The following is a 24,090-nucleotide window of genomic DNA, read 5'->3' as shown; positions in this document are numbered from 1 at the left end:
GATATATTTAGCTTATATATCCTGAACTTGATTAGTGGTTAATCCACTTGATATCACCGATCGGCCAGAAAATAACATCTGCACGTCCTACGATATCCTCTAGAGACACGTAACCAATCATTCGGCTATCCGTACTGTTCGGACGATTGTCGCCCATTACAAACACATGGCCTTCTGGCACCTTGCCATCCGGGAATTGCTCATTCGGGAAGTCCTTCACATTATAGGTTCCGCCATTCGCTTCGGCTGCGTCAATCGCTCCCTGAATGTAAGTCTCATTCACTTTCTCCCCGTTTACCATAACCGTATCCCCAGTCACCTGAACAGTATCACCCGCTACAGCAATGACACGTTTGATGAAATCACGTCCTTCTGAAGGAACATGGAATACGATAACCTCTCCGCGCTGTGGTTCCCGGATATCGTACAGGATTTCATTTACGATGACACGTTCACCTGTATGGAAATTCGGCTGCATGGAAGGTCCGTCCACGACAAACGGTTTGAATAATAACCATCGAATTAAAATAACGAGCACCAATGCGATCACAATCGCTTTGAGCCATTCGACAATCTCATTTTTGGCTTTTTTGGATCGACTGCCCTTCTCTTCGGCAGAATTGTCCTGGTGTTGAACTTCCTGTTCCATTATTGATCTTCCTCTCTTCACGGTACATGTTATAGCAGTTTACACATCCAGCTTTTCACATCATTCATTTCATTGAATTCATGCAAAATTCTCAAATCAGTTATGTACTTCTACACGAGCATTTCATTTTAGTACAAATGATCCGCATATTACCTATGCTCTAACTGATTACACAAGCCTCCCGGACTCTCACGCGTGTGCCGCCATACCATTTTACTCGGAAGTGTACCTCCGGTTCAACTTTTCCCGGACAAAAACGAAAAGGGCTTGTCTCCAAGCCCTCTCCGGTATCCGTTATATTAACGAATTTCTTTAATTCTCGCTGCTTTACCGCGTAGTTCACGAAGATAATAAAGCTTCGCACGACGCACTTTACCACGGCGAGCCACATCGATTTTATCGATTTTAGGGGAATGAAGCGGGAAAGTTCTTTCCACACCTACACCGTAAGAAATTTTACGAACTGTAAAAGTCTCACTGATTCCACCACCACGGCGCTTGATCACAACACCTTCGAACAATTGGATACGCTCACGAGTTCCCTCGATAACCTTAACGTGCACTTTCAAAGTGTCACCAGGACGAAAACTCGGAATATCTTTGCGAAGTTGTTCTTGAGTAATCGCTTGAACGATATTCATCTATGACTCCCTCCTTCCGTACAGGCGTTCATACTTCTTCCGGAGAACTCCCTGTCTCCTTCATTATCCATAGAGGACCGCCGTATTCCACACAACAGAATTATTGTACCATGCCCTATATCAAAACACAAGGAAAAATAAACATAATATCACAAACAACTCTTCCACCTGAAGTCAACCACATTACGGAAAAAATAATGTAACTTTCTGTCAAGAATGTTCGTCTATGATATAGCTTGGTAGAATACTGAATACCTGTCTGAATTGCACTAAGAAATGAAATTGTATAAGGAGAAACAACCGAACTATGAAACATTGGAAAAGATTTACCCTTGCTTCACTAGCTGCAGTCACTTGCATCATTACGCTGTATGCCTATGCTGTTAATCATCCGACAAATGCACTATCGCACAAAGCATGCACATCCTGGGACATGGTCAAGCGTAAAGCATTCCTGATGTCACACACGGACTACTCTAGCAAGACCGGGCTGAATCTGGCTACCTTTCAAGTTGCGCCTGGTACTGCTACGGAAGTTCCTGTACTCATGTATCACTACATACAGCCCAAAGTGAATAATCACGAAACAGGAAACAAGTCCATCATTAATCTTGAGGATTTCGAAGACAATATGAAGTACTTGCATGATGAAGGGTACAATACGATTACATTGGAGCAGTTGGAAGACTACGTAAATGGTCTGATCTCACTACCCAAGAAGTCCATTGTCATCACTTTTGATGACGGATATCAGAACAATTATACACTTGCCTATCCCGTACTCAAAAAATATAATTTTCATGCTTCTCTCTTTGTCATCGGCAGCAAGATTCAGGATCAACCTGCTGATTTTGATCCCGCCAAAAAAACGTTTATCTCCGAACCGGAGATGAAGGCTGCAGCAGATGTATTTGAGTTTAACAGCCACACCTATAACTTGCACCACAAGGGGTTTATGCGCTGCGGTGAGAGCGTGCCTGTAGGACTTGATACAAGCCTGCTGAACGATGATATCAGGATGATGAAGGAAAAGGGAATCGACACGCCCTATTTGGCATATCCTTTCGGTTACACCAGCACGCAGATGATTTATCAGCTGCAGCAAAATGGGTATCGCATGGCTTTCTCGGTTCGCTCAGGTTTTGTTCATCCGGGAGATAACCCGATGAAGCTCCCAAGACTAACGGTGACGACCGGAACGGATTTAGCCAAGTTGCTTAACCCGGAGGCAGATCAGTCAGATATACTCCCTCTGGTCGACATTAGTCAATAGTAGTTAAATCAACACTTCTCCGCCAGGATATAGAGTCGAGCTGTACAGTCTTTTGGACTGTGGCTCGGCTTTTTTGGAGGTCCATGAGGTCAGTTCAATCTTGGAGCTGGAATACAGGACAGCTTCATTCGCATCATAGATGATGATCTGTTCCTTCCCCGTCTGACAGAGATCCGCATGTACGGCATATCCTTCTTTTTCGAATACTGCAACCGATTGCATCTGTCCATCTACCAAAGAAGGCAGTACACCTCCGCCTCTGCGATAAGCTAATATATAATCCAGTCCACTATCATCCCAGTCCCGTACAGGCTCTATAATCGTTAGCCAGCCACGTGTCGTGCGATCTTCCTTCCAGAGTTCTTTTCCCTCGTAATCCAGCAAAAACATTCCGTCTTTTCCATGCTCATCACCGCGAATGATACGATCAAGACCAGCGATCTGCAAACCGGGCAGCCCGTCGCAAAACTTTCCTAACGCGATGTGCTGCGATTCAATAGAATCGGCATAGCGCCATATCTCGTGGCCGTAACGGTCCATCATTACCGTTACACTGCCGCCGATAACTATTTCAACATGACCATCTCCGTTCACATCTCCAAACCAGATACAATCGGCATGATCGTCCAGATCAGTGCAAGACCATAGTAATGTTCCGTCATGATCAAGCATGTCATAGCCTGCCATTACCTCATCCTTCCCATCTGCATCGATATCGTATACCCATGGGAAATGTCCTACATTGCCTTCGTGCTTCCATAGAAGATTGAAATCATGATCAAGGGCCCATAAGGTTTTATACCGATCTTTGAGTAGGACATCCAGCTTCTGCTCATCCCCGGTCAGATTCGCAAGAATAATGCAGTCATGTGCCTCGTCACCCGGTAAAGAATGTGTGCTTTTAATATCTCCGGTTTTACCGTCCAAAATCAAAAACTGCTTACCCATGATACAAATGACTTCATTGTTCCCGTCTCCATCCCAATCCGCAATTTGAGCGGGGTAATCCGATCCAGGACCACCAGCATCCGGATCAGGCTTTCCCACTTGCCAGAGGAGCTCTCCATCCAGATCATATGCGGTCAGACAGGATACCTGGTGCGGAACATAACGGTCATCGATTCCGCCGTCAGCTTGAACCAGCAGCATCTCTAATCGTCCATCCCCATTCAGATCCCCGAGAAACATTTTGCACCGTTCCCCGGCTTTACTTATATCTATTCTGCCGATCTCGTAAGGCTGATGATTCATCATTTTCCTCCTCCGTTTAATCGTTATAGATTGCTCACCCTAAATTTAACATAAAGATCTCATCTGTTTTTGATAGCTCTTGTTCTGAATTCCTGAAAAAATAAACATTCACATGGTTTACTCTGCAGGATATGAACGCTGCCTCATCTTATTTAGTCCATTCCAAAAATTCCATCCTATTGCCAAAAGGATCGTGAACATAGAAGCGTTTTACTCCTTCATCCGTTCTCGCATCATCATCTATGATATGAACCTGTTTGCTGCTTAAATGATCCTTAAGTAAGTCTAGGTTCTGAACGTGAAATGCCGGATGAGCTTTGGTAGCGGGCACAAAATCTTTTTGTACTCCGATATGAACCTGATGCGTTCCACATAGAAACCATACGCCACCACGTTTTTTTAGAGCTTCAGGTTTCGGAATTTCTGTCCATCCCATAAGGTTATGAAAAAAACTCCGTGCCTCCGCTTCGCATCCTTCTGGTGCCGCAAGTTGGACATGATCCAGACCATAAAAGGTATAATTCATTTCAGTAACCCCTCCAAGTTTCATTTAGTGAAACAACGTTTCATAATTACATTTTATAATAGTTTGCTTATTTAATCCATCTTTTTACATTTTCGAACATCACGAAATTTCCACCCTATACTTCCACAACAACAAAAAAGACCAACCTTATTACCTAAGGGTGGCCTGTATATCTTGTAATCATAGCAATGCTACTTACCATGCGATCTTAAAATATGTGCAGCTACTCGGAAGTCCGTTCCATCTCAGAACGAAGTTTATCGAGCCATAGCCGTTCTTTTTCGGTCAATTCAGCAGTATCCAGCATATCCGGTCTGCGCTCCAACGTACGAATCAGAGATTGTTCTCTGCGCCATGCATCAATATTCAGATGATGTCCAGATAACAGCACATCCGGTACCTTCATGCCTCTGAATTCAGGCGGTCGTGTATAATGCGGATATTCGAGCAGCCCTGTGCTGAACGAATCCGTCACAGCACTCGTCTCGTTTCCGAGTACACCCGGGATCAGACGAGCAACACTGTCAATGGCAACCATTGCAGGCAGCTCACCTCCGGTTAATACATAATCTCCAATGGATAATTCGTCGGTGACGAGAAATTCGCGAATACGCTCATCATAGCCTTCATAATGTCCACAGATAAAAATCAGATGATCTTCTTGTACCAGCTCTTCTGCTTTTTTCTGTGTAAACGTCTCACCTTGCGGACACATTAGAATAATGCGAGGAGGTTTGCTCGATGCTGCGGCTGACTCTTCGCTGTGCTTTTCAAGAACATCCTCTACAGCAGCAAAGATCGGATCAGGCTTTAATACCATCCCTCCGCCTCCGCCATAAGGTGTATCATCAACCGTATTATGTTTATTCGTAGCGTAGTCCCGGAAGTTTACTGCATTCAGTGACACGAGCCCCTTCGTCTGAGCTTTGCCAAGAATGCTTGTCCCGAATACACCTTCGAACATTTCTGGAAATAACGTTAGTACATCTACTCTCATGTTACAGCAATCCTTCCATCAGATGAACCTTTACCAGTTTCTCATTCACATCGACATCAAGCACTACATCGTCAATAACGGGTAACAGAATTTCCTTGCCTGCCGCCGTTTTAACAACCCATACGTCGTTGGCTCCAGGTGTAAGAATCTCGGAGATGGTTCCCAGGTTCTCACCTTCTTCAGTCACAACAGTACATCCCACGATTTGGTGGAAGTAATACTCATTCTCCTCCAGCTCAGCCAAGTTCTCTTTGGAAACTTTGGCTATACCGCCTTTGAACTTTTCCACTTCATTAATGTTTCCGTATTCCTTCAATCGGACGATATACATATTTTTATGCAAGCGCGCGGATTCCACATGAACCAGCACAGGGTGGTTGTCGGGTGTAAACAAATACAGCTCCGCATTTTTTGCAAAACGTACTTCCGGGAAATCGGTTAAAGGCATGATTTTCAACTCACCACGAATTCCGTGTGTATTGACGATTTTACCTACATTCATAAACTCTGCCATACGTTCCTCCTGCATTTCATTCAATATTGTTCGTAGTTATGATCTTCCTACAGTCGTTCCGGTTATAGATCGTTATCCAATCGCTATAATCCTCTAATCTTAAATTTCATGATTCAAAGGTTAAAATTCAGTGATAAAGGCAAGCGTGAGCGTGATTCACGTTTGACGAGCTAGTCAATCATAGTATTTAAGTTTCAGCATGCACGAAAAGGGGCTAGGACATGCATCCTAACCCCCTTTCGTATATCTTTAAGATATGATATCGACGGTAACCCGTTTATCCATCTTAACTGCTGCTGATGTGACGACCGTACGAAGAGATTTTGCGATTCGCCCTTGTTTACCAATAACCTTCCCGACATCGTCAGGATGAACAGTTAACTCGTAAACGACAAGCCGGTCTTTCTCAACCGTCCGAACCGCCACATCTTCCGGATGATCGACCAAAGCCTTAGCAATTATGCTTACTAATTCTTCCATAGATGACCCTCCGAATCAGCACCTTATTTAGTCAATTTAGACTCGTGGAACTTCTTCATCACGCCCGCTTTGCTCAGCAAGTTGCGGACAGTGTCGGATGCTTGCGCACCGTTTTGAAGCCATTGCAATGCTTTATCTTCATCGATCTTAACAACAGCCGGTTGTTCAACCGGGTTGTAGTAACCGATCTCCTCGATAAAACGACCGTCACGTGGGGAACGGGAATCCGATACCACTACGCGGTAGAAAGGAGCTTTGTGAGCACCCATACGTTTCAGACGAATACGAACTGCCATTTGAAAATTCACCTCCTTCAATGAAATCTGTATATTCCTCAGCAACCCTTGTAATCAACGGAAAGGAAACTTCATTCCTTTACCAAGACCCTTCAGCTGCTTCATTGCCTTGTTCTTGCCGCCTTTAGGTCCCATCATATCCGAGAACTGTTTCATCATGCGGCGCATTTCATCAAACTGCTTGATTAGACGATTAACCTCAGCCAGAGATGTACCACTACCTGTAGCAATACGTTTCCGGCGACTATGATTGATCATGTCGGGGTTGCGCTTCTCCTCGGTAGTCATGGAGTACACAATCGCTTCAATCCGGCCCATTTGCTTGTCGTCCACTTTCAAGTCCTTGGCTTGCTTCATCTTGCCCATGCCGGGAATCATATCCATGATCTGATCGATAGGTCCCAGCTTCTTCACCTGATCCATTTGCTCCAGGAAATCCTCGAACGTAAATTCTGCATTACGCATTTTGCGTTCCATTTCCTTGGCTTTTTCGGTGTCAATGTTGGATTGTGCTTTCTCAATCAGGGAAAGCATATCCCCCATGCCGAGGATCCGTGAAGCCATCCGTTCCGGATGGAAAGGTTCAAGAGCATCGAGCTTCTCGCCGAGTGACGCAAACTTGATCGGGCAGCCAGTGACTGCTTTTACCGAAAGGGCAGCACCACCGCGCGTATCGCCATCCAGTTTGGTCAAAACGACTCCGGTCAAGTCAAGCTGCTGGTTAAAGTGTTCCGCCACATTAACAGCATCCTGACCTGTCATACTATCGACCACAAGCAGGACTTCGTCCGGATTCACTACGCTGTGAATCTGGCGCAGCTCTTCCATCAGTTCCTCATCTACATGCAAACGTCCCGCGGTATCGATGATGACATAGTCATTGCCGTTATCCTTGGCATGCTGCAGACCCTGACGTGCGATCTCTACCGGGCTTGTCTGATCTCCCAATGTAAACACCGGAGCCTTGATCTGCTCACCCAGTACTTGCAATTGCTTGATCGCTGCCGGACGATAGATATCCCCCGCGACCAGCAATGGTCGGCTGTTCTGCTTCTGCAGCATTTTAGCGAGCTTACCGGATGTCGTGGTTTTACCAGCACCCTGCAAACCGACCATCATCAGCACCGTAGGCGGCTTGTTCGCTTTAGCCAGTTTCGACTGGCTTCCACCCATCAAGTCCGTCAGTTCCTTGTTTACGATGTCGATGATGACCATGCCTGGCGTGAAGCTTTCCATAACTTCCTTGCCGACAGCTTTCTCTTTCACCTTGGCGATGAATTCCTTGACCACTTTGAAGTTTACATCCGCTTCGAGCAATGCCAGACGTACCTCACGCATAGCTTCGGCAACATCTTCATCCGACACCTTGCCCTTGCCGCGCAGCTTGCTGAACACATTCTGCAATCGGGTCGTTAATCCTTCAAATGCCATGATCCCACCTCCTTAAGCTGTAATACTGTTTTTAGAACCGATACGTTCCATCCCATTTCCTCATTCCCGGAGCTGGTGAACAATATCGTTTATTTGTTTGTTGTTATCAATGGAGACGCCTGCGCGTTCCAGTGCATTTTGCAATTCTTCAAGATTGCGGCTGCGTCGCTCGTGCTTCTCCAGCAAGCCCAGCTTGCTTTCGTAATTTTCCAGCACCTGCTCAGCACGCTTGATATGCTCATATACCGCCTGGCGGCTGATCTCAAACTCGGCTGCAATTTCACCAAGCGAGAAATCATCATGAAAGTAATATTTCAGAAATGTTTGCTGTTTCTCAGTAAGCAAACGTTCATAGAAAGCAAACAGCAAGTTAATCCGGTTTGTCTTCTCAAGCCGGTTTTCTTGACTCATATCAGGGCACTCCCTTCGTCAAGGAAAAACACTTTACACTCTTGCAACGTTCCTAATAATACCGAAAACAAATCAGGATGTCAAGCAAAAATACTTGTCACGAAAAAAACATCTATTTGAAGCATCCAAAACATTGATTTGTGGCTTTTTTCTTCATATCCAACACCTCCAAAACGAACAAAAAACGAATACGTCTCCGTTGAGAAGTCGATTCGTTTTTACGTTTCTATCTGAGCGGCGTAAGGTACAACAGAACGGCAAAGAAATGAAGAATACTGCCAGCGAGCACAAATACATGCCAGATCGCATGATGGTATGGAAAGCCGCGCCATACATAAAATAGTGTCCCAAGTGTATACATCAGACCACCTGCAACCAAGAGGACTATTCCTCCAGAAGGGATCGCCGCAACGAGCGGTTGCCAGGCAATGACGATAAGCCAGCCCATGGCAATGTAGAAGATCGTGGACATAAACAGGAATTTTTTCGTAAAGAAGGCTTTGAAAATCACTCCTGCGATTGCAATGCCCCAGATGACTCCGAACAGACTCCATCCGAGCGTGCCGCGAACAGCTACAAACAAGAATGGCGTGTACGTACCTGCAATAAACAAATAGATCGAGGAATGGTCAAAAAACTCGAACAGATCCTTGGCCTTGCCTTCTTTCAATGCATGAACCATTGTCGAATTCGTATAAAGAAGCAGCATCGTGATCCCGTAGATCGTGAAACTGACGACATGCCAGACTGTACCTTTCATACTCGAAAAAACAATCAACAGCACCAGTGCTGCAACGCTGAGCGCAGCGCCGATTCCATGAGTCACTGCATTAGCGACTTCTTCACGGCGGGAATAGGTGTAGGTATTGGCCATATCAACCGTCCTTTCTAACCCTATTAAGATATCTACATTCTTCCATTATACACCTATTGCCGGTGACTTAACATGTATGTACACGCTCATCAACGGCAATAGGGCTTATCATTTTATCAACTTTTAGGTATTCGCTTCTTCTTCCTCTGTGCCTTGAGCTGGCTGCTCCTGAATCAATCCGGCAAACAAGGCATGTACAAATTGCTCGGAATCGAATGGCTGCAGGTCGTCAATTTTCTCACCAAGACCTACCATCTTCACTGGCAGATCCAGTTCCTGACGAATGGCAACGACAATACCACCTTTCGCCGTACCATCCAGCTTCGTCAGCACGAGTCCAGTCACGCCGCTTTTCTCCCCAAACAGTTTGGCCTGGTTCAATGCATTCTGTCCAGTTGTTGCGTCGAGAACCATCAATACTTCGTGTGGAGCTTCCGGGATTTCACGCTGAATAACACGATAGATCTTGTTAAGCTCCTCCATGAGATTGGATTTGTTCTGCAGACGGCCTGCCGTATCGCAAAGCAAAACATCTGCTCCACGCTGTTTCGCTGCTTGCACAGCATCATACATAACCGCAGCCGGATCAGATCCCGCCTGCTGCTTGATGACTTCAACGCCGGCACGCTGTCCCCATACCTCTAGCTGCTCAATTGCACCGGCACGGAAGGTATCACCAGCAGCCATAATGACTTTTTTGCCCTCCTGTTTGAAACGATGTGCCAGCTTACCGATCGTTGTTGTTTTACCTACGCCGTTGACACCGACAAACAGAATGACGGTAATGCCATCTGGATTCATCTTCAGTTCGTTATTTTGTTCACCGCGCAGGAGGTCTGTCAATTTCTCGGACAATACAGGCTGCAGTTCAGCCGCGTCTTCAATTTTGCGTTTTTTGACCTCAACACGCAGGTCTTCAATCAGGTTCATGACGGTATTGACCCCAACATCCGCTCCAATCAGGATTTCTTCTAGTTCCTCATAGAATTCCTCATCGATCTTTTTGCGGCGAATAACGAGATCGGATACTTTCTCCACAAGCCCTTTACGAGTCTTCTCCAGTCCATCCTTAAACTGTTTTGTTACCGACTCCGTTTTGCTTGCAATGCTGTCTCTCAGCTTCTTAAAGAAACTCATAAAGCCCCTCCATCGTGTACGTAATCTTAGTGCTGTTTATTTAATTAACAAGTTCCTGATGCATATAGATTCTTTAAGCACTGGCTATTTCGGCTTCCTCATCTTCCAGTCTAACCGAAACGAGCTTCGATACTCCGCCCTCTTCCATGGTGACACCATATAGTACATCTGCTTCTTCCATTGTGCCCTTCCGGTGAGTGACAACGATAAACTGTGTCTGTTCGGAGAATTCCCGCAAATACTGAGCGAAACGTACCACATTGGCCTCATCCAGCGCTGCTTCGACTTCATCCAGCACACAGAACGGTACTGGCTTCACGTGCAGGATGGCAAATAGCAGCGCCATGGCCGTTAATGCGCGTTCTCCGCCAGATAAGAGCTGCAGGTTTTGCAGTTTCTTGCCTGGTGGCTGGGCAACGATATCAATTCCGGTTTCCAGAAGCCGTTCCGGGTCCATCAGAACCAGATCCGCACGCCCACCGCCAAATAGCTTTGTAAATACCGTACCGAACTCACGGCGGATTGCATCAAACGTTGTCTTGAAACGTTTAGCCATCTCATCTTCCATCTCACGGATGACTTGATACAACGTCGTTTTAGCTTCCACCAGATCATTTTTCTGCTCATTCAGGAACTCGTAACGTTCGTTAACCCGCTGGAATTCCTCAATTGCCCCAAGATTGACTTCTCCCAGAGCAGAGATGCTGCGCTTAAGCTTCTGTACCTCTGCCTGAGTGCTCTCTACATCTTCAGGTACGGGGTATCGCTCTTTCGCCAGCTCATAACCAAGTTCATAGTCGTCCATCAGTTTACGCAGTATGTTTTCAAGTTCAACATCAAGCCTGTTTACGGAAATCTCCGTCTGACGCATCTGTTCCTCTACCGCTTTTAACTGTGTACGCTGTTCCTTCGTTTCACTCTCCGCAAGTTCAAGCTTCTTCGACAGCTCACTTCGTGCAGCACGCTTGAAATCCAGCTGCTCGGAAGCTTCCGTTTTCTTCAGCTTGAACTGGTTCAGATCTTCAATCTGTTTGACGCTCTCCACCTGCGTTTTCTTCAGGTCTGCTTCCATGGAAGCCAGCAATGTCCGGTTTTGACGTAAATCTTTGACCAAAGACTCCACTTCCCGCTCCAATCGGCGCAGCTGCTCCTCATTCGAGAACCGTTCCTGATCCAGCTTACCCTCTCTGACTTTCAATTCGGTCAACTGGCTCTGCAGCTCTTCCTTCGCAGACTCATTCGCTTTGCGGGCAAACTCTGCAGCATGAATGGCACGGTGAGTTGCCTTCTCTTCCTCTTCCAGCTGCTCCAGCTTCTGCACAGCTGCTTCGCGTGCCGTATCCATCTCTTTGATTTCTTCGGTGAATCCGCTTTTCTCCTGGCCGGCTACCGCAACCTGTTCCAACACGTGGCGCAGCTCGTGCTCAACCTGTTTCATTTCCATCGATGCCTGCTGTTCGGCATTTCGTGTATCATCACCCGATTGACGCAGCTCATCCAGCTTGTCCTGGCATTGTTCCAACTGGGTTTTCACATCGTCAACACTGCGGTGCAGCTTCACAATCTGGTTTTCGGTATCCAAAATATCCTGGTCCAGTTGGTCCAGCTGCCGTTTCCGGCTGAGCAGACTTACATTTTTTTTGTGCTGGCTTCCCCCTGTCATGGAACCGCCCGCATTGACTACATCCCCTTCAAGGGTCACAACGCGAAAACGGTACTGACAGCGTGCCGCGATTTTATTGGCGTATTCCAGCGTTTCGGCAATGATGACATTCCCGAGCAGGCTTCCAATGATATTCGCATAACGGGAATCAAAGTGTACAAGATCCGCACCAATTCCCACGAAACCATCCATGCCTTCAATCATGGAACGCTCACTGGAACCAACGGTACGTGGACGAATGACATCAAGCGGCAGGAATGTGGCCCTACCGAGCTGACGCTGCTTCAGGAATGCAATGGCCTGTCTGGAGACCGACTCGTTTTCCATAACGACATGCTGAAGTGCAGCACCCATTGCCGTTTCCACAGCCAATTCGATTTTTTCAGGAACTTTAACCAGTTCCGCCACGGCTCCATGTACACCGCTAAGAGTGCCCTTGCGAGAAGCTTTGAGGACTTCTTTGACCCCAAGCATAAATCCGTCAAAATCATCCTGCATCTCTTTCATCGTATCCCGGCGGGAGACCTGAGCTTCGCGCTTCTGTTCCCATTTCCGAACCGTACTGCGACTCTCTTCCAGCAGCTTTTGCAAAGATTGCAGTCGTTCACTTTCAGTTATATATCCGCCGCGCAAGTCACTGATTTCTTTACCCAAGCGGACTACTTTTTTCTCAATCTCGGCTTTTCGAGCTTCGAGCGTTTGCTTCTGCTCTTCCCACTTGCCGGATTCCTCGGATGCACGGTTCATGCGACGTTCAAGCGACTCTTTCTGCTGATCGGCGTACCGGATCTCGTTGCGCGTCTGAGCCATCTGGTTCATCAATTCCAGCAAATTACCCTTAAGGCTCTCTTCCTGCTGCTGACTGATACCGCCCGTAACGCCAATAAGCTTCGCCTCTTCTTCAGACAGACGGTTTCGCACGTCACCCAGTTCCTGCTCCAGCTTGCCAAACTTCTCGCGTAATGCAAGCAGCTCAGCCTCACGTTCCCGATGTCGTTCTTCACTCGCAGCAAGTGTAACCGTGAGCTGCTCATGATTGGTTTGCAGATGACGAGAACGTTCTTTGAGCAATTCGCCCAGACCTTCACTTTTCTCCGTGGCTTCACTGAACTGCAGCAAGGCAGATTGCAGCTCTTCTGTCTCCGATTCCAGAATTCGCAGTGCATTCCGGTCGCTTTCCAGCTTGGCATCATGTGTGGAAACAATGGCGGCAAGACCAACTTCCTCTTCTTTTAGCGACTGTAACCGTTCATTCGCCTTGCTCCAGGACGCATGAATCTGTTCGATCTGGTAGACATACATGGAGATTTCCTTCGACTTGAGCTGTCCACGCAATTCCTTGTAGTGAATCGCTTTTTCCGACTGCTCTCTCAGCGGGCCAATCTGGTCCTCCAGCTCTGTAACCAAATCGTGAATCCGCAGCAAGTTCTGCTCCGTCTCGTCCAGCTTGCGTGTGGCATCCCGCTTACGGGATTTGTACTTCACAATACCGGATGCCTCTTCAAAGATACCCCTGCGATCTTCAGAACGAGTACTCAAAATTTCCTCGATACGACCCTGTCCAATAATGGAGTAAGCTTCCTTACCGATCCCGGTATCCATAAACAATTCCGTTATATCTTTCAGCCGACAGGACTGTTTGTTAATAAAATATTCACTGTCCCCGCTGCGATGTACACGACGTGTCACTGTCACTTCACCAAAATCAAGGGCAAGCGCGTGGTCTTCATTATCCAGCGTTAACGACACTTCACCGTAATTGACGGCTTTTCTTGCATCACTGCCAGCAAAGATGATGTCTTCCATCTTGCCGCCCCGTAGTGATTTGGCACTTTGTTCCCCAAGCACCCAGCGAATTCCGTCTGAAATATTACTCTTGCCACTTCCGTTCGGACCCACTACAGCCGTAATGCCGCGAACGAATTCCATCTCTGTTTTGTCGGCGAATGACTTGAATCCACCCAGTTCAATTCGTTTCAGAAACATAGGGTATCCCGTCACCTCCTCTTGCTTATTTCATGTGCTCCTTCAGCGCTGAACTTGGATTAGGAATGAATCTTTTTTCCCATCCTCTCTTTACAAAAAAAAGAGCAAAAAGCAGTCCGGCCGATAATTTCCGCCGGGGCGGACCCGAGGGGCTGCTCTTTGCTCTTCGTTTGTCTATGCGCTACCCGGTAAAGCTCAGGCTTCCGGAAGCTTCAATCGATCAAGCGCTGCGGATGCAGCCTGCTGCTCGGCTTCCTTTTTGGAACGTCCTGTACCTCTGCCAAGCCGTTCTTGACCCATATGGACCTCCGAGACAAACTCACGTTCATGGGCAGGGCCCCGTTCTTCGACGATCCGATACTCAAGAGCTCCCATATTGTGATGCTGAGTGAGTTCCTGTAGTTCCGTCTTGTAATCGCTCATCTGAAGCTTGCCGCCCAGTACGATCAACGGAAAAACATGCTGGTCCAGAAACGTTCTGACTGGCTCCAGTCCCTGATCCAGATACAATGCACCGATGAAAGATTCAAACACATCAGCCAGCAAAGCCGGCCGTGTTCGTCCTCCCGTCAGTTCCTCACCTTTACCAAGAAGTACATACTGACCAAAACCAAGTGCTTCTGCAAATTTGACGAGGGAAGGCTCGCAGACAATTGATGCCCGCAGCTTCGTTAATTCACCTTCCGGACGGTTAGGATACAAATGATACAAGTATTCCGATACAGTCAACTCAAGCACCGCATCGCCCAAGAACTCCAGACGTTCGTTATCCTGGTGCTGACTGAATCGGTGTTCGTTTACATAGGAAGCATGGGTAAACGCTTGTTTTAGAAGCTGCCTGTTGTCAAATTTGATTTGAAGTTTGTGTTGTAACTGCTTCAGATCTTCACTCAAACGAACTAGCCCCTTATGCTTCAAATTTTTTGAGGATAATGGTAGCATTGTGACCGCCGAATCCAAACGAGTTGGACATGACTACGTTCACGTTGGTTTCACGCGGAACATTCGGAACATAATCCAGATCACATTCCGGATCCTGATTTTCCAAATTGATCGTAGGTGCGAGTGTCTGATGAGTCAGAGACAATCCGCAGATTACGGCTTCCACGCCACCAGCTGCACCCAGCATGTGACCTGTCATAGATTTAGTGGAACTTACTGCAAGCTTGTACGCGTGATCACCAAATGCCTTTTTGATTGCCAGCGTTTCGGATCGGTCACCCACAGGAGTTGATGTACCGTGTGCGTTGATGTAGTCCACTTCTTCCGGTTCAATTCCGGCATTGCGAAGGGCCATCTTCATGCAGCGTGCTGCTCCATCCGGATCCGGCTCAGTCATATGATGCGCATCGCCAGTCAGACCGTAACCGATCACTTCACCATAGATACGTGCACCACGTTTTTGAGCATGTTCCAAGGATTCCAGAATCAGAATACCTGCTCCTTCACCCATAACGAATCCGTCACGTCCTGTATCGAAAGGACGACTTGCCTTAGCCGGCTCGTCATTGCGTGTAGACATCGCGCGCATTGCACAGAAACCAGCCAGACCCGTTGGTCTGATTGTCGCTTCCGCACCACCGCAGATCATCGCGTCTGCATCACCATTTGCAATCATCTTGAAAGAGTCCCCAATGGAATGCGTTCCTGTAGCACAGGCTGTTACTACGTTGGTGTTCGGACCTTTAGCTCCGAGAGAAATCGACATTTGGCCAGAAGCCATATTAGAGATCATCATAGGGATGAAGAATGGGCTAACCCGTTTTGGACCTTTTTGCAGCAATGCATTGTGCTGGTCCTCCCAAGTTCCCAATCCGCCAATACCTGAACCGATAGATACGCCAAAGCGCTCGGCTTCGATGTTCTCATTAATTTTCAAGCCACTGTCTTCAACAGCTTTGAAACCAGCTGCTACAGCAAATTGAACAAAACGGTCCATTTTGCGAGCATCCTTGCGATCCATATATTCATCCGGGTTGAAATCCTTAATTTCGGCAGCAATTTGTGTCGTGTATTCACTCACATCAAAGGCCTCAATCTGAGAGATTCCGGACTTGCCTGCCATTAAACTTCCCCAGAACGTTTCCAAATCTTTTCCAAGCGATGTCATTACGCCCATTCCGGTAATTACTACTCTTTGTTTCAAACCGACTCACCTCTATATCGACTGCTTGCGCAATTATTTTGTGGGAATATCCGCAAGCGGATGCTCACCCATCCCGATTCGAAAATCAAGCTGGATCAGCATCGCTGCGGAATGAGAAAAACCAATGAATGATGAGAAGTCCCGCCTGTTCGAAAACAGGTGCGGGACTGAATTGACTTTAGGTATGAGATTGTATGTAGTTTACAACTTCACCTACGGTCGTGATTTTTTCTGCATCTTCATCAGAGATTTCCAAATCGAATTCATCTTCCAATTCCATGACCAATTCTACTACATCCAAAGAATCAGCACCCAAATCTTCTTTGAAAGATGCTTCAAGTGTAACTTCAGCTTCGTCTGCGCCCAAGCGGTCGACGACGATGCGTTTTACACGCTCCAATACATCGGACATCCGGTTCACCTCCTCCTTGGTATTATACGAGAATCGCAGGCAAAATGCCATAGAAGACATATGCGGCTCCCGGCCGGGGAATCCGGCCTTTTTCCGGCATTTCGGATCGTCCAGCGCCTGTTCCCCGACTATTAATTTAAGTCCGGGACGTTTTACATGTACATGCCGCCATCGACGTGCAATGTCTGCCCTGTCATATACGATGAAGCTCCCGATGCCAGGAATGTAACAACTCCGGCAATTTCATCCGGCTGACCCAGTCGGGACAGCGGAATGCCACTCAGCATACCATCTACGAGTTCCTGTGACAATTCCTTGGTCATGTCCGTCTCAATGAACCCTGGTGCTACACAGTTAACCGTGATGCCACGGGAAGCCAGTTCACGAGCCGACGCCTTAGTCAGACCGATGACCCCTGCCTTTGCAGCAACATAGTTGGCTTGTCCGGCATTACCCAGAACACCAACCACAGAAGAGATATTGATAATTCTGCCCGAGCGTTGTTTCATCATTGGACGAGTAACGGCTTTGAGGCAGTTAAATACCCCTTTGAGATTGGTCTCAATAACCTGATCAAACTCTTCCTCTTTCATGCGCATGATCAGATTATCACGTGTAATCCCTGCATTATTAATCAGAATGTCCACATTGCCCCAGGCTTCAAGAGTAGTCTTGACCATTTGTTCAGCTTCATCCATTACTCCAACATTGGCCTGAATGGTGATGGCCTGAACTCCCTTGGCACGAATCTCTTCCGCCACTTCTTCAGCAGCAGCCTGACTGCCTGCATAGTTTACGGCTACATTCGCACCAGCTTCAGCCAGAGCAAGTGCAATGCTGCGGCCAATTCCGCGAGATGCCCCTGTAACCAGTGCGTTTTTACCTTCTAACGGTTTAGACAACCTAATTCCTCCTTTCCCCAAATAACCTGTCATTTAATCACTTTAATGCAGCTGCAGTAGCTTCAAGCGTTTCAAGACTGTTCACATTGTACAATTTTACGGATTTATCTGTTTTTTTAATCAATCCGGTCAATACACTTCCAGAACCAATCTCAACGAAGGTATCTACACCTTGCTCAATAAGCCATGTCACACTGTCTTCCCATAAAACCGGAGAATAGACCTGTTCCGTCAACAATTGCTGAACCTGTCCATTTTCCACAGGTCTTGCTGTCACATTAGCGACTACAGGAACCTTGGCTGGCGAGAATGTTACAGTCTCCAATTTCTCTGCCAGTTTCCCAGCAGCTTCCTTCATCAATGAGGAATGAAAAGGACCGCTAACTTCCAGTGGAATAGCACGTTTGCCGCCAGCTTCCTTCACCCGTTCCGCTACAGCAGCCACACCTTCCTTGACACCGGAAATAACAATTTGACCCGGACAGTTCATATTAGCAAGTTCAACCGCGTGACCCGTTTCGGATACGTCCCGGCAAAGCACCCCCAGCGCTTCCCGATCCGCACCCAGAACTGCAGCCATTGCTCCTTGCCCGCCTGGTACTGCTTGTTCCATATACTGACCACGTGCCCGTACAATGCTCACGGCGTCAGCAAATGTCAGCACGCCCGCTGCAACGAGCGCACTGTATTCACCCAGACTGTGTCCAGCCGTATAGTCGGGCTCAATCCCTTTTTCTTTAAAAGCCTCAAGCAATGCAATACTCGCAGTGAGCAGAGCCGGTTGTGTATTTGATGTCTGTTTCAACTCAGTCTCTGGTCCTTCAAACACGAGATTGCTCAACGAGAAGCCCAGCACATCATCGGCTGTACGGAAAATTTCTGCTGCCGCAGGCACAGACTCATACGCGTCCTTGGCCATGCCTACAGCCTGTGATCCCTGTCCGGGAAATACAAATGCGATTTTGCTCATTAGATTTATCTCTCCCAGCTAACTAATTTACCAAACGAGTACAGATGCACCCCAAGTCAGTCCGCCACCGAACCCAACCATCAAGATGGTGTCACCGGCTTTCATGCGGCCCTCTTCTGCTGCCTCCACCAAAGCAAGCGGAATGGATGCTGCCGAAGTATTGGCGTATTTGTCTACGTTGACAACCACTTTTTCTTCCGGAAGCTCAAGTCGCTGCATAGCGGATTGAATGATACGAATATTGGCCTGATGAGGAACAAACAGATCCACGTCCGTGCGCTCCAACTCCGCTTTACGCAGAACTTCATCCGTTGCTGTACCCATTACACGCACCGCAAATTTGAACACTTCACGGCCATTCATGTAAATGTAGTGTTTTTTATTCTCAACTGTCTCTGCGGATGCAGGCAGACGGGAACCGCCGCCCTCTAGTTGAAGCAGGCCGCCACCAGCACCTTCCGCTCCAAGGTCAAACGATTTGAATCCGCGACCTTCAGGAACTTCACCAATAACGACCGCGCCCGCTCCGTCACCGAACAATACACATGTGTTACGGTCTGTATAGTCCGTGATCCGGGATAGACAATCCGCGCCAATAACAAGCGCGTTGTTGTACATGCCGCTTTGGATAAAGCTGGTTGCTGTTGCCAGGCCATATACAAATCCTGAACATGCAGCGGACAAATCAAATGCCGCAGCGCCTTTGGCGCCGAGCTTATCCTGCAAAATGCAGGCCGTAGACGGAAATGCCGAGTCTGGCGTAATTGTGGCTACGATGATGAGATCCAGATCACTGCCTGTCATTCCAGCAGATTCAAGCGCCTTCATCGCTGCTTCGTATGCCAGGTCCGAAGTGGCCTGATCCGGAGCTGCGATATGACGTTCCTTGATTCCAGTGCGGCTAACGATCCATTCGTCATTGGTATCTACCATTTTCTCAAGGTCACTGTTGGTCAAAATTTTCTCCGGTACATATTTACCTGTACCAATAACCCCTACCGGGCGCAAATTATTCATGTCGTCACTCACTTCCCGCTAATTTCCTTAGATATGCTTTCCACCAATTGGTTCTGCACTGCAATTCTAGCTTGGCGAACAGCGTTTTTGATCGCATTGCCATCGGCTGATCCATGACTCTTCACTACCAGTCTGCTCAACCCGAGAAGCGGCGCACCGCCATGCTCGGTATAATCCAGTTTCCGTTTCAGGCCGCGCAGCTCCGGCATCAGCACCGCTGCAGCCAGTTTGCTTTTGAACGAAGATGAGAACTGTTCCTTAAGCAATGCAAAGATGGCACCTGCTGTGCCTTCCAGCGATTTCAGCAATATGTTGCCGGCAAATCCGTCACAGACAAGCACGTCGCATGCACCTGTAAGTACATCGCGAGCTTCCACATTACCGACAAATCGAATCGGTAGCTGCTCCAGCAGCGGATATGCGTGCTTCGTTAGTTCGTTCCCTTTGCCCGGCTCCGTTCCGACATTGAGCAATCCCACCCGGGGTGAGTCGACTCCTTGTACTTTCTGACGATATAAGCTACCCATAAGTCCATATTGTGCCAAATGTTCGGGCTTGGCATCCATGTTGGCACCCAGGTCAAGTGCAAGTACCCCAACATCATCAATTGTTGGAATCATCGGGGCGAGTGCCGGCCGTTCAATACCTTCCATGCGGCCCACCACGAGCAAGCCGGTTGTCATAAGCGCTCCGGTATTACCTGCAGAGATCATGGCATCCGCTTCGCCTTCCTTAAGCATGCGGCCCGCGACCACCATGGAAGCATCCTTTTTGCGACGAACAGCCTTAACAGGCTCGTCATCCGAACCGATCACTTCCGAAGCATGACGGACTGACAGGTTAGCCGGCTTGATCGCTGACTGATTCAAAAGCGGTTCCAGCTTGGCTTCATCGCCAACAAGCACGATCTGTGTATCTGCCCATTCCGTGGCCGCAGCTATTGCACCTTCTACCGTTGCCTGGGGTGCATGATCGCCTCCCATGGCATCAATGACGATTTTCATTCCAGATGACCTCCCTCTAGGCTGTCGTCTCCACCCGAACGGTAGATGACAAAGTTGCCTTGAAACACCATTTCCTCACCTACATAGGTGAACACTTCAACTTTTGCTTTTCCCTTTTGACCCGAGATCGATCTCACATACGCTTTCGCAATACATTTCTCGGCCAGATGAACTGAACGAACAAATCGAATATCGGCCGAAGCCGTCAATGCAATCTCGTCATTAATGACAGCGACGGCCAGGGAGTTAGCCTGGGCAAATACATAGTGACCACGAGCAATTCCCGTTCTCGAAAATACATGCTCTTCCTTGATCTCAAACAAGGAGATTCCACTTTTGTCCAGCTGCAAATCTACAATATCACCGATAATCTCATGCAGAGGCAGCGAGCGTACCTGGTCATACGAACGCTCTGCCATCAGTTTCATTCGTTCACGAAGCTCAGGAATTCCCAGCTCCAGACGGTCGAGGCGAATCGTTTGAATACTCACCTTCAATTGGCGCGTAAGTTCCTGATCCGTCACAAACGGATTGTCTTCGATCATTTTGGTCAATTGCTGCTGCCTCTGTCTCTTCGGTACACGTTCGATGCCTGACACCCCCCGCTGTATCGTATAAGAAAGCGTCCCCTGCAGGTCCGTTCTATCATTTCACTTCGTTCTCTATAATGGAGCCTCTGATCTTCAGAGGTCATTCAACATACGAATTCATGGTTCTTCTCTATGTAACCCCAAATCTTAGAACCTGGTACTAAAGCATAGTATATCTCATCCTGTGTCAAAAAGAAAGACTGGGCGGGCAAAAACCACTCTCTGCTAAACAGCCGCTCTCCTGCATTCTACGAATCTTTCTTCTTGAAACAATCAACCGAAGTCATCCCGGCCCTTAACACAAACATGAATTTGAACATTCAAAAAAAGTAGTACCTCATCGAAATGAAGTACTACTTGATGTCTAACTATTATTGAGAGATGATCTCTCTTGCTTTGTACGTTCCGCACACTTTGCACACGTGGTGAGCAAGCTTCAATTCGCCGCATTGTTCACATTTCACCATGCCCGGTACAGCCAATTTAAAGTGAGTGCGACGTTTGTCGCGACGCGTCTTGGACGTTCTCCGTTGAGGTACTGCCATTATTCCCACCTCCTTATCAAAATCAACCTTTGCAGGTAGTTGTTACACTAGATTTTCATTTGCTCATTTAAAAAAATCCTTGAGCCCTGCAAGCCGCGGGTCGATAACTTCGTTATCGCAACCGCAGTCACCCTCGTTCAGCTCATGGCCACACTTTGGACATAGCCCTTTGCATGTATCGCTGCATAGCGGTATAAACGGTAGGTGCAGCAGAAAAGCTTCCTCGGCATATAGCTTCAGATCGATGTCCTCTCCATCCACATAGACAGTATCATCTTCTTCAGGCAAGTCCTCCGGCTGTTCTCCCTGCTTGAATTGCTCATGAAAATCAATATGAAGATGTTCACTAATCGGCTTGAGACAACGTGAGCACAACATGTCCACTCCTGCTGACACTTTGCCATGAACATCCACCACGCCCCCCGTTGCTTGTTCTGCAGATAAATCCGCAGTCAGCGGGGTAACGGCTGTGATATCTTGTCGGTTAGAAATCAGTTCCTGAATATCCCACTGTTCATTGAACTGCAGGGGTCGGTCACTGATAGCCACTTTGCGAAATGGCAATAACATTTCCCATCACTCCAAACGAAACCAATTTCATAATTCAGGTTAAATGCTATACGGCAGTTATACAGATCAAGTCTGATCGTTATGCACTTCATATCTTGACTGTATGTATTCTGACGATTCATCGTTAAAAGTATTATGAAATTGACTTAACAAACAAAAATCATTATACCGATTTTCCAAGACGTTTGTCAACACTTTTAACTTTACACCCTTTTGGGAAAGAAAGATACCCGAACGATAAAAACACTCTTCCGCATTATAAACTTTCTCTCCGCCATACGACAAGCTAATCCTTTTACTTGCTTGACGGACACATTTCCTTAATTATTCGTGTGATGTAGATCACACGTCCCCCTTTAGACCCTATCTATACTTGCTATGTGCCACGCATAATAGATCCATGGCGCAAGGGTATCCATCTAATTCGTCAATCCATTTATAGGAGGAAAAATCCATGTTAAGCGAAAATACAATTCGAGTGATCAAATCCACCGTACCTGTACTTGAAGTTCACGGCGAAGCCATTACCAGCCATTTCTATAAAACGATGTTTGCACATCATCACGAACTGCTGAATATTTTCAATCACGCGAACCAAAAACAGGGACGGCAGCAGGCCGCTCTTGCCAACATGGTATACGCTGCCGCCCTGCATATTGATAATCTCGCCGCAGTCCTGCCAGCCGTGCACCAAGTCGCGCACAAACACCGCAGCCTTGGCATCGCCCCGGAACAATACGAAATCGTGGGCACGTATTTGCTGAAAGCGATCAAGGATGTGCTGGGTGATGCTGCGACCGAGGAGATTATTGCTGCGTGGGCAGACGCCTACAATGTCATTGCGGGTGTCTTTATCGGATTAGAGAAGGACCTGTACACAGCGAGCGAGAACCAAAACGGCGGCTGGGAAGGTTTCCGATCCTTCCGGGTTGCTAGAAAGGTGAAGGAAAGCGACCTGATTACTTCCTTTTATCTAATGCCAACGGACGGCAAGCCCATAGCCACATATCTACCTGGACAGTATATCAGCCTCCGGATGAAACCCGAGGGGAATGCATATGCCCAAATTAGACAGTACAGCCTTTCGGAAGCTCCAGGAAAACCGTATTATCGTATTTCCGTTAAACGTGAGAGTGCTCGGATGGAACGGCCGGATGGTGTTATATCGACCTATCTGCATAATCATATCACAGAAGGAAGCTTGGTCGAATTGTCTGCTCCTGCGGGCGATTTCACACTGAACACGGAGGATTCACGCAATGTCGTATTATTAAGTGGTGGCGTTGGGCTCACTCCGATGATCAGCATGTTGAACACGCTGGTTGACAGTCATGTCCAGCGTTCCGTCACTTTTGTTCATGCTGCCCTGAATGGCGAAGTTCATGCTTTTCGTGATCATGTAAATACATTGGCTGAACAGCATGAGAACATACAGGCATTTTATTGTTATGCACAACCGACCCCAGATGACCGCGAGCAATCGCGTTTTCACAGAGAGGGTTATATTGACGCAGCCTGGCTGTCACAGCTGATCCGCGAGCCTCTGGAATCCGAATACTATTTGACCGGTTCTGTCCTCTTTATGCAGGCGATGTATGCGGCACTAGGCGAGATTGGCGTTTCACCTGAGAATATTCATTATGAGTTCTTTGGACCCAAAACAAACCTGATTCCTGCGTCGGAAGCCATTTAATTTATCTCCAGAAGTAATAATAATGGACCATCCATGACTCACCTGAAAGCACGGACCGTATTCATCCGAATGCGACACCGTGCTTTTTTGGCGTTTTCTTAACGCTTTTATT

25 protein-coding genes are annotated in these 24,090 nt (G+C 47.4%); 2 read left to right on the top strand and 23 right to left on the bottom strand.

The annotated features are described in order from the left end of the window. Positions 1-31 precede the first annotated feature (31 nt). The gene (gene lepB, locus F4V51_RS10925; protein ID WP_153977981.1) at positions 32-649 is read right to left on the bottom strand and encodes a signal peptidase I; all 618 of its coding nucleotides are present in this window, start codon (positions 647-649) and stop codon (positions 32-34) included. 299 nt (positions 650-948) lie between these two features. Beyond that, entirely contained in the window at positions 949-1,290 is a 342-nt protein-coding gene (gene rplS, locus F4V51_RS10920; RefSeq protein WP_018883527.1) for a 50S ribosomal protein L19, read from the bottom strand. A gap of 307 nt (positions 1,291-1,597) precedes the next feature. On the opposite strand from rplS, the gene F4V51_RS10915 reads away from it, so the two are divergent. Further along, positions 1,598-2,563 carry a polysaccharide deacetylase family protein gene (locus tag F4V51_RS10915; protein WP_153977980.1) on the top strand — a complete coding sequence of 322 codons (966 nt, stop codon included), beginning with the start codon at positions 1,598-1,600 and terminating at the stop codon, positions 2,561-2,563. A 3-nt stretch (positions 2,564-2,566) separates the two neighbouring features. Here the strand turns inward: F4V51_RS10915 and F4V51_RS10910 are convergent, their stop codons facing one another. The 21 genes from F4V51_RS10910 to F4V51_RS10810 form a co-directional block, all read right to left on the bottom strand. Further along, positions 2,567-3,814: a hypothetical protein gene (locus F4V51_RS10910; RefSeq protein ID WP_153980654.1), complete on the bottom strand. Its 1,248-nt coding sequence runs from the start codon at positions 3,812-3,814 to the stop codon at positions 2,567-2,569. A gap of 148 nt (positions 3,815-3,962) precedes the next feature. Beyond that, positions 3,963-4,340, bottom strand: coding sequence for a VOC family protein (locus tag F4V51_RS10905; protein WP_153977979.1), 378 nt, complete (start codon positions 4,338-4,340; stop codon positions 3,963-3,965). A 223-nt stretch (positions 4,341-4,563) separates the two neighbouring features. Continuing rightward, a complete protein-coding gene (gene trmD, locus F4V51_RS10900; protein ID WP_153977978.1) occupies positions 4,564-5,337 on the bottom strand; it encodes a tRNA (guanosine(37)-N1)-methyltransferase TrmD in 774 nt (257 codons plus the stop codon). A 1-nt stretch (position 5,338) separates the two neighbouring features. Next, the gene (gene rimM, locus F4V51_RS10895) at positions 5,339-5,851 is read right to left on the bottom strand and encodes a ribosome maturation factor RimM (protein ID WP_095358712.1); all 513 of its coding nucleotides are present in this window, start codon (positions 5,849-5,851) and stop codon (positions 5,339-5,341) included. Positions 5,852-6,100: 249 nt separating this feature from the next. Next, complete coding sequence (locus F4V51_RS10890; RefSeq protein ID WP_024630185.1) at positions 6,101-6,331, bottom strand: KH domain-containing protein; 231 nt, start codon at positions 6,329-6,331, stop codon at positions 6,101-6,103. Positions 6,332-6,354: 23 nt separating this feature from the next. Next, complete coding sequence (gene rpsP, locus F4V51_RS10885) at positions 6,355-6,627, bottom strand: 30S ribosomal protein S16 (protein ID WP_024630184.1); 273 nt, start codon at positions 6,625-6,627, stop codon at positions 6,355-6,357. Between the two features lie 54 nt (positions 6,628-6,681). Beyond that, positions 6,682-8,058, bottom strand: a complete 1,377-nt coding sequence (ffh, locus tag F4V51_RS10880; protein WP_024630183.1) for a signal recognition particle protein — start codon at positions 8,056-8,058, stop codon at positions 6,682-6,684. A gap of 60 nt (positions 8,059-8,118) precedes the next feature. Further along, positions 8,119-8,469, bottom strand: a complete 351-nt coding sequence (locus F4V51_RS10875) for a putative DNA-binding protein (RefSeq protein WP_153977977.1) — start codon at positions 8,467-8,469, stop codon at positions 8,119-8,121. A gap of 226 nt (positions 8,470-8,695) precedes the next feature. Then, positions 8,696-9,343, bottom strand: a complete 648-nt coding sequence (gene trhA / locus F4V51_RS10870) for a PAQR family membrane homeostasis protein TrhA (protein WP_153977976.1) — start codon at positions 9,341-9,343, stop codon at positions 8,696-8,698. A 123-nt stretch (positions 9,344-9,466) separates the two neighbouring features. Continuing rightward, positions 9,467-10,480: a signal recognition particle-docking protein FtsY gene (ftsY, locus tag F4V51_RS10865; protein ID WP_153977975.1), complete on the bottom strand. Its 1,014-nt coding sequence runs from the start codon at positions 10,478-10,480 to the stop codon at positions 9,467-9,469. A gap of 73 nt (positions 10,481-10,553) precedes the next feature. After that, on the bottom strand, positions 10,554-14,129 hold the full coding sequence (smc, locus tag F4V51_RS10860) for a chromosome segregation protein SMC (RefSeq protein WP_153977974.1): 3,576 nt from the start codon (positions 14,127-14,129) through the stop codon (positions 10,554-10,556). A gap of 195 nt (positions 14,130-14,324) precedes the next feature. After that, positions 14,325-15,023 carry a ribonuclease III gene (gene rnc, locus F4V51_RS10855; protein WP_095287860.1) on the bottom strand — a complete coding sequence of 233 codons (699 nt, stop codon included), beginning with the start codon at positions 15,021-15,023 and terminating at the stop codon, positions 14,325-14,327. A 13-nt stretch (positions 15,024-15,036) separates the two neighbouring features. Then, entirely contained in the window at positions 15,037-16,275 is a 1,239-nt protein-coding gene (fabF, locus tag F4V51_RS10850; protein WP_095287861.1) for a beta-ketoacyl-ACP synthase II, read from the bottom strand. 178 nt (positions 16,276-16,453) lie between these two features. Further along, complete coding sequence (gene acpP / locus F4V51_RS10845; protein ID WP_024630176.1) at positions 16,454-16,687, bottom strand: acyl carrier protein; 234 nt, start codon at positions 16,685-16,687, stop codon at positions 16,454-16,456. 152 nt (positions 16,688-16,839) lie between these two features. Further along, complete coding sequence (fabG, locus tag F4V51_RS10840; protein WP_095287862.1) at positions 16,840-17,589, bottom strand: 3-oxoacyl-[acyl-carrier-protein] reductase; 750 nt, start codon at positions 17,587-17,589, stop codon at positions 16,840-16,842. A 37-nt stretch (positions 17,590-17,626) separates the two neighbouring features. Next, on the bottom strand, positions 17,627-18,559 hold the full coding sequence (fabD, locus tag F4V51_RS10835; RefSeq protein WP_153977973.1) for an ACP S-malonyltransferase: 933 nt from the start codon (positions 18,557-18,559) through the stop codon (positions 17,627-17,629). A 27-nt stretch (positions 18,560-18,586) separates the two neighbouring features. Further along, a complete protein-coding gene (locus F4V51_RS10830) occupies positions 18,587-19,576 on the bottom strand; it encodes a beta-ketoacyl-ACP synthase III (protein WP_153977972.1) in 990 nt (329 codons plus the stop codon). A gap of 8 nt (positions 19,577-19,584) precedes the next feature. Then, entirely contained in the window at positions 19,585-20,580 is a 996-nt protein-coding gene (gene plsX, locus F4V51_RS10825; RefSeq protein ID WP_153977971.1) for a phosphate acyltransferase PlsX, read from the bottom strand. Then, entirely contained in the window at positions 20,577-21,125 is a 549-nt protein-coding gene (gene fapR / locus F4V51_RS10820) for a transcription factor FapR (RefSeq protein ID WP_221192561.1), read from the bottom strand. The genes plsX and fapR overlap by 4 nt, the downstream gene beginning before the upstream one ends. A gap of 416 nt (positions 21,126-21,541) precedes the next feature. Further along, positions 21,542-21,715 (bottom strand): 50S ribosomal protein L32, encoded by a 174-nt coding sequence (rpmF, locus tag F4V51_RS10815; RefSeq protein WP_090923906.1) that lies wholly within the window; start codon positions 21,713-21,715, stop codon positions 21,542-21,544. A 63-nt stretch (positions 21,716-21,778) separates the two neighbouring features. Continuing rightward, positions 21,779-22,285, bottom strand: coding sequence for a YceD family protein (locus F4V51_RS10810; RefSeq protein WP_153977970.1), 507 nt, complete (start codon positions 22,283-22,285; stop codon positions 21,779-21,781). Between the two features lie 454 nt (positions 22,286-22,739). Between F4V51_RS10810 and hmpA the strand changes: the two genes are divergently transcribed. After that, the gene (hmpA, locus tag F4V51_RS10805; RefSeq protein ID WP_153977969.1) at positions 22,740-23,978 is read left to right on the top strand and encodes an NO-inducible flavohemoprotein; all 1,239 of its coding nucleotides are present in this window, start codon (positions 22,740-22,742) and stop codon (positions 23,976-23,978) included. Positions 23,979-24,090: the final 112 nt, after the last annotated feature.

Source organism: Paenibacillus xylanilyticus (assembly GCF_009664365.1).
Lineage (GTDB): Bacteria > Bacillota > Bacilli > Paenibacillales > Paenibacillaceae > Paenibacillus > Paenibacillus xylanilyticus_A.
This window is presented reverse-complemented; position numbering and strand designations above follow the sequence as displayed.

Bases quoted from the DNA above. Each gene is read 5' to 3' on its own strand.
- hmpA (WP_153977969.1), top strand. From the start codon at position 22,740: ATGTTAAGCGAAAATACAATTCGAGTGATCAAATCCACCGTACCTGTA.
- rpmF (WP_090923906.1), bottom strand. From the start codon at position 21,715: ATGGCAGTACCTCAACGGAGAACGTCCAAGACGCGTCGCGACAAACGT.
- fapR (WP_221192561.1), bottom strand. From the start codon at position 21,125: ATGATCGAAGACAATCCGTTTGTGACGGATCAGGAACTTACGCGCCAA.
- trmD (WP_153977978.1), bottom strand. From the start codon at position 5,337: ATGAGAGTAGATGTACTAACGTTATTTCCAGAAATGTTCGAAGGTGTA.
- F4V51_RS10910 (WP_153980654.1), bottom strand. From the start codon at position 3,814: ATGAATCATCAGCCTTACGAGATCGGCAGAATAGATATAAGTAAAGCC.
- smc (WP_153977974.1), bottom strand. From the start codon at position 14,129: ATGTTTCTGAAACGAATTGAACTGGGTGGATTCAAGTCATTCGCCGAC.
- F4V51_RS10905 (WP_153977979.1), bottom strand. From the start codon at position 4,340: ATGAATTATACCTTTTATGGTCTGGATCATGTCCAACTTGCGGCACCA.
- rplS (WP_018883527.1), bottom strand. From the start codon at position 1,290: ATGAATATCGTTCAAGCGATTACTCAAGAACAACTTCGCAAAGATATT.
- fabD (WP_153977973.1), bottom strand. From the start codon at position 18,559: ATGAGCAAAATCGCATTTGTATTTCCCGGACAGGGATCACAGGCTGTA.
- rpsP (WP_024630184.1), bottom strand. From the start codon at position 6,627: ATGGCAGTTCGTATTCGTCTGAAACGTATGGGTGCTCACAAAGCTCCT.
- F4V51_RS10915 (WP_153977980.1), top strand. From the start codon at position 1,598: ATGAAACATTGGAAAAGATTTACCCTTGCTTCACTAGCTGCAGTCACT.
- F4V51_RS10890 (WP_024630185.1), bottom strand. From the start codon at position 6,331: ATGGAAGAATTAGTAAGCATAATTGCTAAGGCTTTGGTCGATCATCCG.
- lepB (WP_153977981.1), bottom strand. From the start codon at position 649: ATGGAACAGGAAGTTCAACACCAGGACAATTCTGCCGAAGAGAAGGGC.
- F4V51_RS10810 (WP_153977970.1), bottom strand. From the start codon at position 22,285: ATGTTATTGCCATTTCGCAAAGTGGCTATCAGTGACCGACCCCTGCAG.
- trhA (WP_153977976.1), bottom strand. From the start codon at position 9,343: ATGGCCAATACCTACACCTATTCCCGCCGTGAAGAAGTCGCTAATGCA.
- ftsY (WP_153977975.1), bottom strand. From the start codon at position 10,480: ATGAGTTTCTTTAAGAAGCTGAGAGACAGCATTGCAAGCAAAACGGAG.
- F4V51_RS10875 (WP_153977977.1), bottom strand. From the start codon at position 8,469: ATGAGTCAAGAAAACCGGCTTGAGAAGACAAACCGGATTAACTTGCTG.
- ffh (WP_024630183.1), bottom strand. From the start codon at position 8,058: ATGGCATTTGAAGGATTAACGACCCGATTGCAGAATGTGTTCAGCAAG.
- F4V51_RS10830 (WP_153977972.1), bottom strand. From the start codon at position 19,576: ATGAATAATTTGCGCCCGGTAGGGGTTATTGGTACAGGTAAATATGTA.
- rimM (WP_095358712.1), bottom strand. From the start codon at position 5,851: ATGGCAGAGTTTATGAATGTAGGTAAAATCGTCAATACACACGGAATT.
- plsX (WP_153977971.1), bottom strand. From the start codon at position 20,580: ATGAAAATCGTCATTGATGCCATGGGAGGCGATCATGCACCCCAGGCA.
- acpP (WP_024630176.1), bottom strand. From the start codon at position 16,687: ATGTCCGATGTATTGGAGCGTGTAAAACGCATCGTCGTCGACCGCTTG.